The sequence below is a fragment of the Minwuia sp. IMCC3060 genome, assembly GCF_029909435.1.
Classification (GTDB): domain Bacteria; phylum Pseudomonadota; class Alphaproteobacteria; order Minwuiales; family Minwuiaceae; genus Minwuia.
In genome coordinates, this window is the sequence record NZ_CP123782.1 from 1,467,975 (window position 1) to 1,484,451 (window position 16,477).

At 64.1% G+C, this 16,477-nt stretch carries 16 protein-coding genes; 7 read left to right on the forward strand and 9 right to left on the reverse strand.

All coding sequences use genetic code 11. From position 1 onward, the window contains the following. The first annotated feature begins 8 nt into the window (after window positions 1-8). Window positions 9-1,085, forward strand: coding sequence for an ABC transporter ATP-binding protein (locus tag QGV54_RS06935; RefSeq protein ID WP_281017569.1), 1,077 nt, complete (start codon window positions 9-11; stop codon window positions 1,083-1,085). A 4-nt stretch (window positions 1,086-1,089) separates the two neighbouring features. Beyond that, window positions 1,090-1,866, forward strand: a complete 777-nt coding sequence (locus QGV54_RS06940; protein ID WP_281017568.1) for a class II aldolase/adducin family protein — start codon at window positions 1,090-1,092, stop codon at window positions 1,864-1,866. Here QGV54_RS06940 and QGV54_RS06945 read toward each other — a convergent pair. Then, a complete protein-coding gene (locus QGV54_RS06945) occupies window positions 1,854-3,248 on the reverse strand; it encodes an amidase (RefSeq protein ID WP_281017567.1) in 1,395 nt (464 codons plus the stop codon). The genes QGV54_RS06940 and QGV54_RS06945 overlap by 13 nt on opposite strands. Then, complete coding sequence (locus QGV54_RS06950) at window positions 3,248-3,463, reverse strand: hypothetical protein (protein WP_281017566.1); 216 nt, start codon at window positions 3,461-3,463, stop codon at window positions 3,248-3,250. The genes QGV54_RS06945 and QGV54_RS06950 overlap by 1 nt, the downstream gene beginning before the upstream one ends. A 66-nt stretch (window positions 3,464-3,529) precedes the next feature. Between QGV54_RS06950 and QGV54_RS06955 the strand changes: the two genes are divergently transcribed. Both QGV54_RS06955 and QGV54_RS06960 read left to right on the forward strand, forming a co-directional pair. Next, window positions 3,530-4,888, forward strand: coding sequence for an aromatic ring-hydroxylating dioxygenase subunit alpha (locus tag QGV54_RS06955; protein ID WP_281017565.1), 1,359 nt, complete (start codon window positions 3,530-3,532; stop codon window positions 4,886-4,888). Next, window positions 4,885-5,598 (forward strand): hypothetical protein, encoded by a 714-nt coding sequence (locus QGV54_RS06960; protein ID WP_281017564.1) that lies wholly within the window; start codon window positions 4,885-4,887, stop codon window positions 5,596-5,598. The genes QGV54_RS06955 and QGV54_RS06960 overlap by 4 nt, the downstream gene beginning before the upstream one ends. Window positions 5,599-5,844: 246 nt before the next feature. Here the strand turns inward: QGV54_RS06960 and QGV54_RS06965 are convergent, their stop codons facing one another. The 5 genes from QGV54_RS06965 to QGV54_RS06985 form a co-directional block, all read right to left on the reverse strand. After that, the gene (locus QGV54_RS06965) at window positions 5,845-6,300 is read right to left on the reverse strand and encodes a thioesterase family protein (protein ID WP_281017563.1); all 456 of its coding nucleotides are present in this window, start codon (window positions 6,298-6,300) and stop codon (window positions 5,845-5,847) included. Then, entirely contained in the window at window positions 6,297-8,543 is a 2,247-nt protein-coding gene (locus QGV54_RS06970) for a N,N-dimethylformamidase beta subunit family domain-containing protein (protein ID WP_281017562.1), read from the reverse strand. Before QGV54_RS06970 ends, QGV54_RS06965 begins: the two co-directional genes overlap by 4 nt. A 227-nt stretch (window positions 8,544-8,770) precedes the next feature. Continuing rightward, window positions 8,771-9,979 (reverse strand): acyl-CoA dehydrogenase family protein, encoded by a 1,209-nt coding sequence (locus QGV54_RS06975; protein WP_281017561.1) that lies wholly within the window; start codon window positions 9,977-9,979, stop codon window positions 8,771-8,773. Beyond that, complete coding sequence (locus QGV54_RS06980) at window positions 9,976-10,350, reverse strand: DUF6285 domain-containing protein (RefSeq protein WP_281017560.1); 375 nt, start codon at window positions 10,348-10,350, stop codon at window positions 9,976-9,978. Before QGV54_RS06980 ends, QGV54_RS06975 begins: the two co-directional genes overlap by 4 nt. Continuing rightward, window positions 10,347-11,366: a phosphotransferase family protein gene (locus QGV54_RS06985; protein WP_281017559.1), complete on the reverse strand. Its 1,020-nt coding sequence runs from the start codon at window positions 11,364-11,366 to the stop codon at window positions 10,347-10,349. The genes QGV54_RS06980 and QGV54_RS06985 overlap by 4 nt, the downstream gene beginning before the upstream one ends. A gap of 304 nt (window positions 11,367-11,670) precedes the next feature. Between QGV54_RS06985 and QGV54_RS06990 the strand changes: the two genes are divergently transcribed. Beyond that, a complete protein-coding gene (locus QGV54_RS06990; RefSeq protein ID WP_281017558.1) occupies window positions 11,671-12,315 on the forward strand; it encodes a DsbA family oxidoreductase in 645 nt (214 codons plus the stop codon). 81 nt (window positions 12,316-12,396) lie between these two features. Here the strand turns inward: QGV54_RS06990 and QGV54_RS06995 are convergent, their stop codons facing one another. Next, complete coding sequence (locus tag QGV54_RS06995; RefSeq protein ID WP_281017557.1) at window positions 12,397-13,335, reverse strand: DMT family transporter; 939 nt, start codon at window positions 13,333-13,335, stop codon at window positions 12,397-12,399. Window positions 13,336-13,531: 196 nt separating this feature from the next. After that, window positions 13,532-14,797 (reverse strand): MFS transporter, encoded by a 1,266-nt coding sequence (locus QGV54_RS07000; RefSeq protein WP_348637626.1) that lies wholly within the window; start codon window positions 14,795-14,797, stop codon window positions 13,532-13,534. A 231-nt stretch (window positions 14,798-15,028) separates the two neighbouring features. Between QGV54_RS07000 and QGV54_RS19825 the strand changes: the two genes are divergently transcribed. Together QGV54_RS19825 and QGV54_RS07010 are read left to right on the forward strand one after the other, a co-directional pair. Next, window positions 15,029-15,622, forward strand: a complete 594-nt coding sequence (locus QGV54_RS19825; RefSeq protein WP_348638782.1) for a DUF1326 domain-containing protein — start codon at window positions 15,029-15,031, stop codon at window positions 15,620-15,622. A gap of 64 nt (window positions 15,623-15,686) precedes the next feature. Then, window positions 15,687-16,412: a DUF2182 domain-containing protein gene (locus QGV54_RS07010; protein ID WP_281017555.1), complete on the forward strand. Its 726-nt coding sequence runs from the start codon at window positions 15,687-15,689 to the stop codon at window positions 16,410-16,412. Window positions 16,413-16,477 lie beyond the last annotated feature (65 nt).

The following is a 16,477-nucleotide window of genomic DNA, read 5'->3' on the forward strand; positions in this document are numbered from 1 at the left end:
TACTGCAGATGTCCAAGGTTACTTTCCGCAAGGCCGTAAAGCGCTATGGCAACTTCACGGCGCTGCAGCCTCTGGATCTTGATATTCGGGAGGGTGAGTTCCTGACGCTTCTCGGCCCGTCCGGATGTGGCAAGACCACCACCCTCCGACTGGTGGCCGGCTTCATCCAACCGACAGAAGGGTCTGTCTATATCGGCGACGAGGACGTGACGGGGAAACCGCCGCAGAAGCGCGGCATCGGCATGGTCTTTCAGGACTATGCCCTGTTCCCGCACATGACGATCGAAGAAAACATCGGTTTTGCCCTGAAGGAACGCGGTGCGTCAGCGGGCGAGATCAAGACACGGGTCTGGGACCTGCTGCAGCTGGTCGAGTTGCCAGGGGTGAAGGACCGCTATCCGACGGAACTGAGCGGCGGCCAGCAGCAGCGGGTCGCTGTCGCCCGCGCGGTGGCACATACGCCACGGGTGCTGCTGATGGACGAGCCGCTGGGCGCGCTGGACCTGAAGTTGCGGGAATCGATGCAGATCGAGCTGCGCAATATCCAGAAGAGCCTCGGTATCACGACAATCTACGTCACGCATGACCAGATCGAAGCCATGAACATGTCCGACCGCATCGCGGTCATGAACGAGGGCGTGCTGGAACAGATCGGGTCGGCGGAGGAACTCTACGACACGCCGAAGACCAAGTTCGTTGCGGACTTCATCGGCCAGATCAACCTGTTGCCCGTAACCGGCGCGGAGCAGCGTTCCGATCATGCGGTTGCAGGCTTCAATGGCAGCGAGATCAAGGTGGTCATGCCTGCGGAGCGGCGGGTGCCCACGGGTTCGGCGGTACTTGGTGTCCGCCCCGAGCAACTGACGATCGTGCCCAAGGAAACCGCCGTCAACGGTGCCAACCGGCTGGATGGTCAGATCATGTCGACCCGGTTCGTCGGCAACGTCATCAAGATCGAGGTGGGCATCGGCATGGCGCAGACATTCGTCGTGGACATGCACCCGAGCGCTGTCGCCGGACTGACGGCCGGCGCCGAGGTGGGCGTTGTCTGGCAACCGGAAAGCGGCTTTCTGCTGGAGGACTGACAGAATGCAAGCAAGCACGAAAGACTCCGGGCAGGACGCCCGGTTCACCGCCGCGGAATGGCGGCAGCGCCAGCACCTCGCGCTGGCCCACCGCATGATCCAGCGATCCGGTTTCGATGACCTGACCTACAACCACCTGTCAGTGCGGATTCCGGATCGGCCCGACCATTTCCTGATCAAGCGCGAAGACGAGATGTTCGAGCAGGTGACCGCCTCCAGCCTGCTGAGTTCCGGTTTTCATGGTGATGACCCGAGCTCTCCCGCAGGGCGGGTCAGCCCGGGCGGACTGGTCATTCACGGTGGTATCCTGGATGCGCGTCCCGACGTGAATGCGGTGTTTCACACGCACAGTCCGGCCAACATGGCCATCGGCGCGCAGAAATGCGGTCTGCTGCCTCTGTCGCAGCATGCGCTGATCTTTCACGACAAGCTGAGCTACCACGACTTTCACGGGTTCGAGTTCGAGCCGGAGATGCGGCGCCTGCTGGTGCGTGACCTGGCCGGGAACGACGTGATGATCCTGCGCAATCATGGTGTGCTCGTCACCGGCCGCACGGTCGCGGAGGCATTCTTCCGGCATCACTATCTCGAAATGGCCTGCCGGGCGCAGGTCGCGGCCATGAGCGTCGGCGGTATCGAGCACCTTGTCTGGCCCGACGAGAAGACCGTCGCACATGCCGCCGGCCAGATGGCTGCGCGCGGCCCCGTCGATGAGAATGGACGCGACTGGACCGCTCTGACGAAGCTCGCGAAGGATGTCTGCCCGGACTATGCGGTCTGAAGATGGACCGGCGGCCGTCGCAGATGGAAGGATGTGACGCTCTGGAACCGCATGGCGGTGGCCAGCAGCAGGCTCTCCGAGAACGGACGTCCGATCAGCTGGAACGCCAGCGGCATGCCGTTCGGGCCGAAGCCCGCGGGCACGCTCAGTGCGGGCAATCCGAGATAATTGGCGTAGCGGGTATGTCGCGCGGAGGCGGTGAAGGCGGCCTCGATCGAACGGGGATCGCGGTCCCCGGCATCCGCCTCCGGCGCCTCATCGGGATAGACCGGCGCCAGGATGACATCGGCGCTGGCGAAGGCCGCCGACACGAAACGCTCAAGCATCGGCTGACGCAGGGAAAGCGCCTCGATGTAGCGTGTCGCCGGGATCAGAAGCCCTTCGCGAATGACGCTGCGCGCCTCGATCCCGATGGTTTCCGGGGCTTCGCGCAGACGTCTGCCGTGCATTGTCGCGGCCTCGCATTTGACGAGTATCTGCTGCAGGTCGTTGCAGGCAGCCACATGCTGCAACTCTACCGGAAACGGCGCGAAGCCGAGGTCCGCGAACACCGCCACCGCTTCCGTGAGTGCCTGGCGCGTCCAGTCCGCGATGCCTTCGTCCGCGTCGGACAGCGCAACGCCGACCCGGACGCCGTCCAGCGTCTGTGGCAAGGGCGCGACAGCGGGCGCGCCGAGCGTGGTCGGGTCCGCCGGGTCAGGTCCGGCGATCACCTGGAACACCGTGGCGCAATCTTCTGCGGAGCGGGCCACGGGGCCAAGACAGTCCATGGACCAGCTTCTGGCGAGCGCACCGCTGCGGCTGATCCGTCCATAGGTCGGCTTCAGGCCCGTGACGCTGCACATGGCAGCGGGCAGGCGGGTCGATCCTCCCGCGTCGGACCCGATGGAGAAAGGCACCAGCCCGGCGGCGACCGCAGCGGCGGATCCGCCGGACGAACCGCCGGTGATGCGGCGCGTGTCCCAGGGGTTGGTGCAGCGCCCGAAGTGCGCGTTGGCCCCGGTTCCGCCGGCTGCGAATTCATCCATGTTGAGCGCCCCCAGCGGGACCGCGCCCGCCGCGAGCAGGCGGTCCGCGATGGTCGATTGCGGTCCCCCGGATTCCTGCGACGGAATCGCGCCGCCGGTCGGTCGCCGCTCCGCCGTGACCAGCACATCCTTCCAGGCCATGGGAATGCCGTGCAGGGGACCGCGCGTGCGTCCCGCGCCACGCTCACGGTCGGCATTTCCGGCGGCTGTCAGGGCGCTCTCCGCAGCGACATGAATGAAGCAGTTGAGGTTGACCGCAGTCCCGGCGATGCCGGCAAGCCGCTCCTCGGCAAGCGCCACGCTTGTGGCCTCACCCCGGACCATCTTCTCGGAGAGCTGTGCAACCTCGCCCATCACGAGCCGTCCGATGCCTGGCGCAGCGCGGCGCCGAAGGCAAACGGGTCGCAGATGAAGGGTTCCGCGTCCGCAAAGTCGCGCGTCACCTCATTCAACCGAAGGGCTGTCCGTTCGACACCGGTCAGTTCTCCGGGCGTGATGGTTACTCCCTGCATGTCTGCCGCCAGCCAGTTCGCACCTGCCGACGGCTCTCTGCCAGCCTCATCCCGCATTGGACCACCTCCGGTTCAGACGATCATGGTGCACTGCACCATGGCACAAGACCACAGGAAAATCGCATGACTTCGATACCCGAACTGCCAACCGGCGCTTTCAAGGGCTATGAACGCAACAACCTGCAATCGCTGGCGCCTGATGACGAGCTTACGAAGGTCGGCCCCGGCGAGCCGTGTGGCGAATACCTGCGCCGCTACTGGCATCCGATCGCCATGGCGTCGATGGTCGGTGAACTGCCGCTGCGTATCCGGCGGCTGGGCGAGGACCTGGTCCTGTTCCGTGGCAAGACCGGCGAATATGGCCTGCTGCACCTGCTCTGCAGTCACCGCAATGCCTCGCTGGAGTATGGCATCGTGACGGATCGGGGGCTGCGCTGCTGCTACCATGGCTGGCTGTTCGGGACCGACGGAACGATCCTGGAAACCCCCGGCGAACCGGCCACCAGCAAGATTGCGGGGCGGACGTGCCACGGCGCCTATCCGGTCGTCGAGTTCAAGGGCATGATCTTCGCCTACATGGGACCGCCCGAGCTGATGCCCGCGTTCCCCTACTTCGACACCATGGATCTGCCGGATGACGAGATGGTGCCCTATCTGGTGCCATCACCCGCGAACTGGGTGCAGATGTTCGAGAACGGCATCGATCCCTATCATGTGTCCTTCCTGCATTCGCTGATGAACCGGGTGCAGTTCCAGGCCAATCTGGTGAACCTGCCGACCGTCGACTATCACGAGCGGGCGGCGGGCAACGGCATCTTCTATACCTCCACGCGTCGGGTGGAGGATTTCCTCTGGTTCCGCATTCACGACCACATGCTGCCGAACTTCTCCCAGAACGGGGGGATGCATGTCGATGGCGACAAGTCGACCTACTTCGTGCGGACGGGGCTGACCCGGTGGGTGGTGCCTGTGGATGACGAGAACTCCATCACCATCGCCTGGCGACATTTCAACGAGGAGACCGATCCTCACGGGCGGGGACGGAAGGATCTCTGCGGCTATAACAGCGTCGACTTCTATGGCCAGACCGACCAGCGGTCGTACGAGGAGATGCAGCGCGACCCCGGCGACTACGAGGCCTGGTCGAGCCAGGGCCCGCGCACGGTGCACAAGCGTGAGCGGCTGGGTGCCACCGACCGGGGTGTCAGCCTCTACCGCCGTCGGCTCAGGAACGCGATCAAGAACCACGGCAAGGGTGAGGATCCGATGCTGCCGACCGACAGGGTCACATCGCCGATACCGACCTATGGCGGCGATACGGTGCTGCGGGTCAGGCGTTCGAACAGTGAGGACAGCCAGACCATCTCTGATATGGCAAAGCGGGTGGCCGACATCTACCGCAGCGGCGATGACATGATCGGCGCGGAACGGCGGGAACACATCCGCAAGGGCCTCAGAAGCTATGAGGCCGACCTGCAATGACCGTCTCATCTGTTCCCAACAACAGCCGCATGGGTGAGGCAAGGCCGGACGTCGATCACGATGGCCCCTTTCGCACGCAGCTTGATCCGCTGCTATCGGACTTCGAGGAGGGAAAAATCGACGGTGCCGGTTTCCAGCGAGGCGTGATTGCCGCGCTGGAACGCGATGACGTTCAGCAGACGGTCGCCGCTGCCGCCGATCAGGCGCGGAGCAAGGGCGCGGATGTCACGATCTGGCGCAAGGACTTCGGCGGACGCGATATCACCATCAGCATCATCCACCTGCAGCCTGGTGAGGTGCATCCGCCGCATCACCATCACAATGTGACTTCGGTGCAGGTGATACTGGAGGGACGGATCTCGGGCCGTGAGTATGAGCGTGTGCGCCGGATCGACGGCAATCATGTTCTGTTGAAACCATTGTCGAGCGGCCAACTGCCCGTCGGCAGCCGTCTTCTGGCCCACGAATGGGCGCGCAATGCCCACTGGTTCTCTGCAGGCAAGGACGCTCCCGCCCTGATCTTCAACTGCAATGCACGAGGGTTCGAGAAATCGACGTTCGATCCTGCTGACGGGCGACCGCTGGGTCGCAGGCTGCTTCATCCCTCCCGAATGGTCTCGGACGAGGGCGTCATCGCGAGGGAGATCGATGTCGTGGAAGCCTATGAAACCTTCGGCAAGGCCGACCTGCAGGACTGGCACACGACCTGAACGGAGGCGGTCCCGTCGCGGGGCCGGACTGCGGGGGAAGGGGGGTATCCGCAAAACCCCGCCGAACCGGTCACATGCATCCAGCGCCCTGTTCGCAGGGGAAGTTGCTGATCCCGGGCACAAGCCGCCGGATTGACTGCCCGGCATCAGCCACGCCGCTGCGCATACCCATCGAAGATTCCAGCCACACAACGAATAGGGTTCGGCACCTTGGTCCACGGGAGATGGCCCTGGTGCCGCCCGCCCTCATCCAGGTCGTGCCAGCTCCAGCGCCGCGCCTTCCAGACCGCGGATCAGTTCGACAAGCTGGTCGGGAACCGGTACCGGCCTGTGGGTCGACTGGTTCGTGTTGACCCAGATGTTCTCGCCTGTGGCGCGGGGCTGGCCCTCGCCCTTGCCGAAGATGCCGAGTTCGAAGATCAGCGACGAACTGCCGATGCGGGGCACGCGGACGCCGACCTCGATTTCCTCGTCGAAGCGGATCGGAGCCTTGTATTCCACGATCGACTTGACGAGGTGGAAATCGTCGCCGGTCTCTTTGACCTCAGCTTCGTAGTCATAGCCCAGGTGGCGCAGATACTCGGTAATCGCGGTGTCGTAGTAGGTTAGATAATGGGCGTTGAAGACGATGCCCTGACCGTCGATCTCGGCGTAGCGGACGCGGAACGGATGGGCGAACCAGAAGGAACTGCGCTGACTCACTTGCGGCCTCCTGCGGCGGTCTCGCCGGGCAGTTCGAAGGGCTGCGGATCGATGAAGCGGCGCAGCACGTTCGTGGTGATCCGGGACACATTGTTGTCCCAGTTCTCATGGCTCAGGCTTCCCGCCCAGCTGATCGACCCGGTGGAGAACACCGCACCGCCGTTGGGACATTCGAAGAAGGTGAGGTCGGCGCGCACCTTGGGGTCGTCGAACCATGGAATGATCGACAGGAACTCCTCCTTGGTGCGCAGCATCAGCTCTCCATGATCCTCGGAAGTCGCGACCACCAGGGCGTGACGCGGCGAGCCGAGGTGGACGTCGTGGCGATCGATCTCCTCACCTGCCGCGCCGCCGCCTATCGTACCGAAATCGCCGATGATCTCCTCAGTGACACCTTCCATGATGAAGGCGGCGCGCGGATCGTCGGCCTCCGGACGGCGGCGGTAATAGCTGCTCCGGTCGAAACCCTGGGCGGCAAAGCCGACGCCCACCAGCCGGTTCGGTGGCCTTCCCTGCCGTCGCCACAGGCCGCCATACTCGCCGTTGAAGGCGTGATAGTACTCACCGGGTTCGGCGATCCAGGCGCGGGTCCCGTCCTCGGCGCGACGCACCTCCAGCACGCCCGGCAGATCGTCACGGAAGGCGACGCGCCAGTAGAAGCCGTTGCCGCCCATGTACATCAGCCGCCCACCCTGGCCGGTGAAGGTCTCCAGCGCGTCCAGCATTGCGGTCGAGTGATACTCAGGATGCGAGCCTGTGATCACGCAGCGGTAGGGCGCAAGCAGAGCCGAACCATGCTGGTGCAGATCCTCGTCGGTGACGATGTCGAAGGGCTCGCCGATATGGTCGAGCCAGGCGAGGATGTTGCAGTCGGCCGGCATTCCCCAGGGGCAGTTGTCAGCGGGCTTCATATTGGTCACCGGCCTGAGTCTGGACGAGTACTGAATGCCGGAGCGGTCGCTGTGGAGATCGTAGGTCGAACTGCCCAGTTCCGGATGGGCGCTCAGGAAAGCGTCATTGACGCACGTCGGTCGCCCGTCACCGAACAGCGGGTTGGCCTTCAGGCGCTGCTTGCAGTTTGCGTAGGCAAGATAGGATGCCGTCGGCATCAGGAACACTGCCGGTGCTGTCGCCTTGCCGAGCGGCGGGCGGACAACGAAGGGAATGCGGTCAACATCGGCACCGTGGCGCAGACGAACCGCATAGAGCCCGCTGGGCAGTTCCGCCGGGATGGTGAAGGTGAAATCCTGCTCCCAGCCCGCATCGTAGAGGTCGTCGTCGTGAAAGTGCACGGCGCCATAGTGCTCCGGCTTCTCCCGCCAGTCATGGGCTTCACCTGTCCAGTTGAAGCCGGTTGACGCCCGCGCCGGCAGGTTGACCAGCCTGCCATGCCGCCCCGCCGGGCCGAGGTCGGTGACATGGTCCGTGACAATGTCGCAGCCGAAATCCCAGCAGCCGATCAGGTCGCCGCCCAGTGATTCGTCAGGCCCGGCGGCCATCAACTGCTCCACACCCGCCTGGTCGAGGGCGCGTGCAGCGATGCGTGGCCGGTCGATCTTTCCGTTGTAGTGATCCGTGGGACCCTCGGCGCCGGTGCTGGCGGCGAACATGATCGGGGCATGGCCCGGGTCCGGTCGGAGTCCCTGTTCCAGCGTCGCGTGCACCTCGGCAGCGCCAGTGGCCACGCTCTGGCCCGGCGACAGGACGTCGGGCTGCTGGCTCAGGCAGATCTCACCGGTCTCCGCGTCGTAGCTGGCGGAAACGCGATACCACTGGCGCTGGACCAGGGGCGATCCGGTGGAAGCGATTGCAGTACCGCCCTTGCCGTCGCCGATTTCCAGCGCCAGCGCGCCGTCGGCGTCGAGCAGCAGGCGGAACCCGGCCCGGCGGTCCGTGTCCCAGCAGCCGATGATCGTCTGCGTCCGGCCACCGGGCAGCGTTGGCCAGATCCAGGCTGCAACGGTCAGGGCACCAAGCGCGCCGATGCGGTCGCCGTCCCCGATCACACCACAGGAGCCGGGCCGGAGCGGCTGATGCCGGCCAGGATAGCGACCGGCGAAATCCGCCGGGACCACATCCTCGATCACCCCCACGCTCTCGTCGCTGAAATCGTCGCCGGCACGCACCCTTACCAGTTCGGCCTCGTAGTCGCCGGGTGCGTAGGTCGAGACCATGAAACCGACAGTCTCGCCCGGCGTTGCCGAGAATGGATTGCAGTAACCGGTGATCGTCTTCTCGCGCATTCCCTGCCTCCCCGAATGCGATTTCTCCCCGGTCAGGATACCGGCGGGTATTGGCAGCGCAAATCAGATGTGGGCGCGGCAGGCTTTCGGGATGCGCAATGCTTGCCGCGATTTCAGCGGCTCACCGATGAAAAGCCGCGTCGGGGAACCCCGAGCGGGTTTCAGGGAAGCGATGGGCGTTCTGGAAAGCGCACGTGTTCCAGGCGGACGCAGGCTGCCGGTGTTCCTCACCCGGCGTACCGCTTCAGCAACTGTCGGGCGAGTGATGACATGTGGACCTGGTCGGGCCCGTCACCCACGCGGATGTAGCGCGCCCAGGTCCAGGCCTTGGGCAGGAAAGTATCCTCCGTGAAGCCCTTGGCGCCGTGCACCTGCATGGCACGATCTATGACCTTGGTCGCCATCTTCGGCACAACGATCTTGGCGGCGGCAATCAGGTCGCGGGCAGCCTTGTTGCCCTCGCGGTCCATCTTGTCGGCTGCCTTGAGCGTCAGCAGTCGCGCCTGCTCGATCTCACAGAAAGACCGTGCGATATCCTCACGCAACGAACCGTGTTCGGAAAGCTTCATGCCGAAGGCTGTCCGGCTTTCGGCGCGCCTGCACATCAGTTCCAGCGCGCGCTGCGCAGAACCGATGAAGCGCATGCAGTGATGGATGCGACCCGGTCCCAGACGGCCCTGCGCGATCTCGAAGCCCCGGCCTTCACCCAGAAGCATGTTCGAGACAGGCACGCGGACATTCTCGAACACAATCTCAGGATGACCGCCAGGCGCGCCGGAATAGCCGAAGGTGGTGGGGTTACGCTCCTGACGCAGGCCGGGCGTGTCCCTCGGTACCAGAACCATCGACTGCTGTCGGTGGCGGTCCGGGTGATCCGGATCGGTCTTCCCCATGACGATCACCAGCTTGCAGCGCTCATTGGCAAATCCCGACGAGAACCATTTTCGGCCGTTGATGACGTAGTCATCGCCGTCACGGGTGATCCGGCATTCGATATTGGTCGCGTCCGAGGAAGCGACTGCAGGCTCGGTCATGGAGAAGCAGGAGCGGATTTCGCCAGCCAGCAGCGGCTCCAGCCATGCACGCTTCTGGTCATCGTCGGCGTAGCGGGCAAGCGTCTCCATGTTGCCCGAATCCGGGGCCGAGCAATTGAAGACCTCGGAAGCCCATTCGACGCGACCCATGATCTCGGCAAGCGGCGCATATTCCAGGTTGGTCAGCCCGGCACCGTAACGCGCGTCAGGCATGAACAGGTTCCAGAGTCCGGCCTCCTTGGCACGTTCCTTCAGATCGTCCAGCACAGGCGGCGTGGTCCATCCGCCTGCCTCGGCCACGTGACGGTCGTATTCATGCTCCAGCGGATAGACATGCTCGTCCATGAAGGCGCTGACCCGCGCACTCAATTGCATCACCTTCTCGGGAAACTCGAAGTTCATCGGCTGACCTCTCGGTTTTCGGGTCGTTTCAGCGCCGAGGGCCGCACGACCTCCATCTTCAGTTCCACGGTGCGCAGCACCGCCGCAAACGCGGCGTCCCAGCGATCATCCAGATCGCCAGCGCGCAGCGCCCGGCAGAGCGCATCGATTTCGTCTTCGTCCTCTCCGGCGCCCGTCAGGCCCCGCAGCGCCACACGTTCTTCGTCACCAAGGTCCGGCCGGTCACGGATCTCCCGCTCGGCGATGCCGAGCAAGTGGATCGCGACCCGCAGATCGAACCGATGTTCCTCACTCAGCGTCCCGGCAAGACCCTCCAGGTATTCCCGCACCGTACTGACCAGATCATGAGCGGCTGGCTGATCCTGGTTCATTCTGGAGCCCTCCCGCTCAGTGCCTGCATCAGTTCGTGCTCGACCATGGCGACATTGCGACCGCAGGCGGCCCAGACCATGGAGCGACGGCCCTCGTGAACGTGGCCGAAGCCCTGCATGACGTTCAGGATGGCCCAGCGGACCATGCCGAAGATCTCCCAGTAGCGGACTTCGTCGTCGTCGACCTTCCGTCCGCTCGCGGCCTCGTAGGCCGCATAGAGGTCCTTGCGCGCGCCGAAGCCACCGACAGGCCGGGCCAGATTGCCGAACCGCCAGGACGGAACGCAGAGCCAGCCGAGATCCTCCAAGGGGCGACCGTGATGGCTGCATTCCCAGTCGAGGATGGCAACGATTCCTGTCTCGTTGACGATGAAGTTTCCGTTCCGGAAATCGCCGTGCAGTGACACCGTCTCGCCGCCGATCGGGCGGTTCAGCTCCAGCCAGCGCAGACCGAGTTCCAGCGCCGGATGCGGCTCCCGGTAGAGGTCCAGCCGTTCGCGCTGCGCCGCCAGCGGGTCAGCAGTATCGGGTACATCGGCCAGGAAGCCGGTGGCCCCGAGGCCGAAATCGTGGATTGCCGCAAGCAGCTCACCGCAGCGCGCCGCCAGTCCCGGGCGGATTGCGTCAAATTGCGGATCACTGTTGATCCGTCGTGGCAGGGTCTCACCCTCGACGAACCCCATGACGAACCCTCGGCCGAGGTCATCCGCGGAATCCAGTTCGAAGACAGGTTCCGGTACCGGCAGGCCACGTGCGTGCGCCAGCTCCAGCAGCTGGTACTGCTTGTGCGACGGCAGGAACGGATTTCCCACCCCCTCGTAGGTCTCACGGCGAAGCACCAGCCGTCGGGCCACACCGTTGGTTTCGGTCACCTCGAAGATGGCGGTATGATTGATGCCGCCCATGCTTGGTTCGCCAACAGGCACGACGTCGGCGCGCGTGCCGAAGCGTCGGCGCGAGGCTCTGGCCAGCCGTTCGACGAACGCCGGTTCGTCAAGCGCCTTCGATGCGGTCATGCGTCTCCCTCCCCGGATGCGCCATACCGTGTGTCCCAGTGTGGAACGGTGTCGGGATGAACGCTATAGCAGCTTGCCGCAACCGGCGTCTAACAGCGCCTCAGTGTACGGGCGGGGCAGGGTAGGGTCAGCGCAGATCTGATGTGGTCGCGGTCTGACGTGCGAAACTCGGCGTACCGGAGAGGGGTCGCAAGGCGAAGCGTCGAACCGGCCATCTTTCGCGCCGTCGCCAGCATGGACTATTGTCGGGCACAGGCGCCTGCCGATATGCGGCGCGCGCGGACATGATCGAGAGGATGACCAGATGACCCAGCCACTTCGCATCGATATCGTGTCCGACGTGATGTGTCCCTGGTGCATCATCGGCTACCGCCAGCTGGCGGAGGCGCTGGACGCCACGGGCACCGCGCACGACATCCACTGGCACCCGTTCGAACTGAACCCCGACATGCCCCCGGAAGGGCAGAACGTCCGGGAGCACATTGCCGAGAAATATGGCTCGACACCGGAACAGTCCGACAAGAGCCGCAAGCAGATGACCGCCATCGGCGCGGATCTCGGCTTCGACTTCCGCTACACCGACGACATGCGGATGCACAACACGTTCAATGCCCACCAGTTGCTGCACTGGGCGGACACCCAGGGTCGCAAGCACGACCTCAAGCTGGCACTGTTCACCGCCCATTTCACCGATGGCCGCGATCTCTCCGACGACGCCGTGCTGGCCGACGTGGCGAGCGAGACCGGTCTCGACCGGGCCGAGGCCCTGGCGGTTCTGGCCGACCAGCGCTTCGCGACGGACGTCCGCCAGATCGAGAACTTCTGGCTCCAGCAAGGCATCCGCGGCGTCCCCGCCGTCGTCCTCGACCGCAAGCATCTGGTGACGGGCGCGCAGGGGGTCGAGAACTACACCAGCATCCTGGGGCAGCTTGCGAAGGGAGCGGGGTGATTCACCTCGATGCTGCCAACTGTCGAGCTCGAAACGCGGCGGAAGAAGAGCCGCGCGGTGTCAGGACCACTCCGGGGCTGTTCAGCGGTTCGGATACGGCTTCCGGTGCCGCTCGCGATAGGTGATGTAGAGCCCCGAAGCGACCACGACTGCTGAACCAATCCAGGTCCAGAGGTCGGGAATTTCAGTGAAGATCAGGTAGCCGAAGAGCCCGGAAACGACGAGCTGAATGTAGGTGATGGGCGCCACCACCGACGCGAGGCTGTACTGGAAGGCCTTGACCACGAAGTACTGTCCGAAGCCACCGAGCACACCGATCAGGAAGTACAGGAGCCAGTGCCAGACCGAGATGGGCCAGACTCCGGGCTCGACCAGGAAGAAGAGACCGGCGGCGACGGCGCCGACCATTGCCGTGTAGGTGATGGTCGTTTCAGGTGTGTCATCCGCGGCGATCTTCCGCGTAAGTATCTGGTAGACAGAGAACATGATCATGTTGGCCACGACGAGAAGCATCGCCCAGTGATAGCCCGCGCCACCCGGCTGGATGATGATCAGTGCCCCCACGAAGCCGACCGCGACGGCCGCCCAACGCCTCGGGCCGACCTTCTCTCCGAGGAAAGGCACGGAGAGTGCGGTAACGACGATGGGCGTCGTGAAGACGATCGCCATGGCCACCGCAAGTTCGAGGTAGCGCAGCGCGTAGACGAAGAATGCCGTCGAGATGAACAGCAGCAGCGAGCGCACGAGCTGGATGCCCGTTCGCTTGCTGCGCAACAGGACGATGCCGTGGAACGGCATGAAGGCGACGATCATGACCAGGAGATGCCCGGCATAGCGGGCCCAGACGATCTGGCCGCTGGGGTAGAAGTCGTTGAGGTACTTAACGCCGGCATTCATCGCCGGCAGCGTCAGGCTCGCCATGAGCATGAACGCAATTCCCAGCAGATTCTCGCGCGGCGTCGGTTCTGCCCGAAAATGATGGGTCGGCTGGCCCGCCCCGCTGGATCGCGGCGTGCTCATGATTCAGGCGACAGGAATACGTCGGCAGGTTCGTCCATCGTCGCGGCCCTCCTCTCCCATCGATAGCGCGCGTGGTGGCTGCCTGGCCATGCTGAATGCGCAGGGCTCCCGAACATTGTTCCGTCACCGTTTCGACCGGACGTGTCGCGTTCGAACGGAAACCGGTCTGCACTGGCGGATGGCGGCCGATTGTCCGTCAGGGAGTGGTTCCGTCCTCGCTCTTCGCGTCGGACTGCTCTGTCGCCCAGGCACCCGCTGACTCCACGGCAACAGGCGAGGCGGTAGGCAGCACACCCAGATAGCTCTCGGTGTCCGCCACCGGAACCGGCGGGCGTCTCGTCATGCGGAAGAGCGCGTAAAGGGCGATGGACCCGAAGGTTGTGCCGAGGACGAGCCAGAAAGCGGAGGGCCCGATCTGTTGCATCGCCCAGCCGGTGATCAATGGTCCCAGAATGGCACCAACACCGAAGGTCAGTATGAGACCTCCGGATGCGGATGGCATGTCTTCGGCCGACAGGAAATCGTTGGTATATGCCAGGAACAGCGCATAGAGCGGCGTTGTCACACCACCCGCAAAGAAGGCAGCGGCCATCAGAAGCCAGAGGTTTCCTCCAACGACCCAACTCAGCATGCAGGTTGCGGCACCGAGGGCGGCTGCACCAAAGATCAGCTTGCGGCGATCCATTCGATCAGAAAGCCAGCCAATAGGATACTGAAGCAGCAGCGCCCCGCCGAACAGCATCGCAACGAAAAGCGAGATCTGTGATGCGGTCAGTCCGATCTTCGTGCCGAAGACCGGGCCCATGCCCGATTGGGTGGCATAGACGCTGCCAAGCAGGAATATCCCGACGGTACCGAGCGGCGAACGCGCGAACAGCTTGCGCAATGACATGGGACGGGCAACCTCGGTCACCGGTGCCGGACTGACGGACAGCAGTATTGGTGCAAATGAGATCGAGACAAGGATCGACGCGACGATGAAGAGCCCGGCGGTTCCCGCATCTCCAAGGGTCAGCAACCCCTGTGCTCCGATGATGCCCAGCGTCTGTGCAATCATGTAGGCCGACAGCACTTTTCCGCGGTTCTCGTTGGTCGCCGCGTCGTTCAGCCAGCTCTCTGCCGCGACATATATGCCTGACATGCAGAACCCGACAAGCAACCGCAGCAGCACCCAGGCCCATGGTTCGGCCAACAGCGTGAACGCGATCAGTCCGGCGGACATGAAGCTGCCCAGCGCGGCGAAGACGCGCACATGGCCAACCCGCCGGATCAGCGATGGCGTCAGCTGTGCGCCCAGCAGAAAGCCGAGAAAGTACCCGGACGTGACAATCGCCAGTTCCGGCGAGGTGAACCCCTCTATCCCGCCCCGCAGACCGATGAGCGTGAAGTGCATGCCGTTGCCGAGCATGATCAGCACGATACCCAGAAGGAGAGCCCAGACGCCGCTCAGGACCGTGAACATGAAACGACCTTTTGCCCGTTGAGGTTCGTCTTCGGTATCCGGAGCGTTGCATCAGCCAGGGACCGATGCAACGTCAACAGTGTCAACGGTCTGAATGATGCGGGCATTGCCGGAGCAGATCTGATGTGGTCGCGTCAGGCTGCCAGGGGGCGGCAGCGCCCTTTCACAGGCACTGCAACCTTTATATGCTCCAGAGGGATTGCGGATAAGGGGGGCATCGCGATGGGCTGGATGATCGAAGGCGAACTTGTGGTGAACTGCAACTGCGCGGTCTTCTGTCCCTGCGTCATCTCTCTCGGTCAGCATCCCCCAACGGAAGGCTACTGCCAGGCCTGGTTCGGCCTGAACATCGACAAGGGTCATTTCGGGAAGACCGATCTTTCGGGCCTGAAGGTGGGACTGCTGCTCGACATTCCAGGCCTGATGTCACGCGGGAACTACACGCTGGCCGGCTATATCGACGAGCAGGCCGACGACGACGCATTCGAAGCGCTGACACAGCTCTTCACGGGCCAGGCAGGCGGTCCACTGGTTGTCTTCGATGTGCTGGTCAGCACAAATCTGGGCTTTGAGCGGGCGCCGATCACCTATGTCGCCGATGGCGCCGCACGGCATATTCAGGTCGGGCAGCACATATGGGGCGATGTCGAGCCCATTGCCGGCAACGATTTGGACCGGCCCGTCACCATCACGAACTCCGAGTACTGGCCCGGCCCGGAGATCACCGTGGCCCAGGCGAAACGCGGGCGCGTGCGAGCCTTCGGCAGGATCTGGAACTTCGACGACCGCAGCGCCGAAATCATGCCGGTCTCCTGGCAAGGCTAGCCGAAGGGCCGCATAGATGAATCAACCCGGTCCGGAACCATCGCGGGACGCTGGCTCGGTCCGTATGCGGACTGGCGAGCGAATCTACCTGCTTAGTGCCATCGCGCTGATCTCTCTGCTTTGCTGGGCCTATCTGCTGGCGGGGGCGGGCATGCAGATGGGCATGCGTGCCGACTGGGATGCTGCCTATGCCGGACTGATGTTCATGATGTGGTGGCTCATGATGGTGGCAATGATGCTGCCTTCCGCCGCGCCCATGATCATGATGTTCGCGAAGATCAGTCGGCGGCCTGAACACGGCGCGTTGCCAGCCCTGCCGGTCGTGCTCTTCACGCTCGCCTATGCCGTGGCATGGGCGGTCTTCAGTGTCGTGGCGGTTGCCCTGCAATGGGGCCTGGAGGCCAGCGGCCTGATCTCGCCCATGCTGAAGAGCACGAGCGGTGTGCTGAGCGGTGCGATCCTCGTTGCTGCCGGGCTCTACCAGCTTACGCCGCTGAAGCACATGTGCCTGCGCCACTGCCGCTCGCCGCTGCAGTTCGTGCTGGGCCGTTGGCGAAACGGTCTGGGCGGTGCCTGGCGCATGGGGCTCGAGCATGGCGCCTACTGCGTCGGCTGCTGCTGGTTTCTGATGGCCCTGCTGTTCGTCGGCGGCGTGATGAACATCTACTGGATTGCCGGGCTGACACTGCTTGTGCTGGTGGAGAAGACGATCCCGGTCGGGCGCTGGTTCGGCCAGGCGCTGGGTCTGGGCCTGACGGCCTGGGGCGTGTGGCTGCTGGCCGGCTTCTGAAGCCAGATGCCCGAGTGGACCGGCAGGATTGCAGGATCCCCCGGACCTCCAGCCCACAGCCAGGC

Excerpts from the sequence above, each read along its gene's own strand:
- QGV54_RS06935 (WP_281017569.1), top strand. The coding sequence starts at position 9 with ATGTCCAAGGTTACTTTCCGCAAGGCCGTAAAGCGCTATGGCAACTTC.
- QGV54_RS06940 (WP_281017568.1), top strand. The coding sequence starts at position 1,090 with ATGCAAGCAAGCACGAAAGACTCCGGGCAGGACGCCCGGTTCACCGCC.
- QGV54_RS06945 (WP_281017567.1), bottom strand. The coding sequence starts at position 3,248 with ATGGGCGAGGTTGCACAGCTCTCCGAGAAGATGGTCCGGGGTGAGGCC.
- QGV54_RS06950 (WP_281017566.1), bottom strand. The coding sequence starts at position 3,463 with ATGCGGGATGAGGCTGGCAGAGAGCCGTCGGCAGGTGCGAACTGGCTG.
- QGV54_RS06955 (WP_281017565.1), top strand. The coding sequence starts at position 3,530 with ATGACTTCGATACCCGAACTGCCAACCGGCGCTTTCAAGGGCTATGAA.
- QGV54_RS06960 (WP_281017564.1), top strand. The coding sequence starts at position 4,885 with ATGACCGTCTCATCTGTTCCCAACAACAGCCGCATGGGTGAGGCAAGG.
- QGV54_RS06970 (WP_281017562.1), bottom strand. The coding sequence starts at position 8,543 with ATGCGCGAGAAGACGATCACCGGTTACTGCAATCCATTCTCGGCAACG.
- QGV54_RS06975 (WP_281017561.1), bottom strand. The coding sequence starts at position 9,979 with ATGAACTTCGAGTTTCCCGAGAAGGTGATGCAATTGAGTGCGCGGGTC.
- QGV54_RS06980 (WP_281017560.1), bottom strand. The coding sequence starts at position 10,350 with ATGAACCAGGATCAGCCAGCCGCTCATGATCTGGTCAGTACGGTGCGG.
- QGV54_RS06985 (WP_281017559.1), bottom strand. The coding sequence starts at position 11,366 with ATGACCGCATCGAAGGCGCTTGACGAACCGGCGTTCGTCGAACGGCTG.
- QGV54_RS06990 (WP_281017558.1), top strand. The coding sequence starts at position 11,671 with ATGACCCAGCCACTTCGCATCGATATCGTGTCCGACGTGATGTGTCCC.
- QGV54_RS06995 (WP_281017557.1), bottom strand. The coding sequence starts at position 13,335 with ATGAGCACGCCGCGATCCAGCGGGGCGGGCCAGCCGACCCATCATTTT.
- QGV54_RS07000 (WP_348637626.1), bottom strand. The coding sequence starts at position 14,797 with ATGTTCACGGTCCTGAGCGGCGTCTGGGCTCTCCTTCTGGGTATCGTG.
- QGV54_RS19825 (WP_348638782.1), top strand. The coding sequence starts at position 15,029 with ATGATCGAAGGCGAACTTGTGGTGAACTGCAACTGCGCGGTCTTCTGT.
- QGV54_RS07010 (WP_281017555.1), top strand. The coding sequence starts at position 15,687 with ATGCGGACTGGCGAGCGAATCTACCTGCTTAGTGCCATCGCGCTGATC.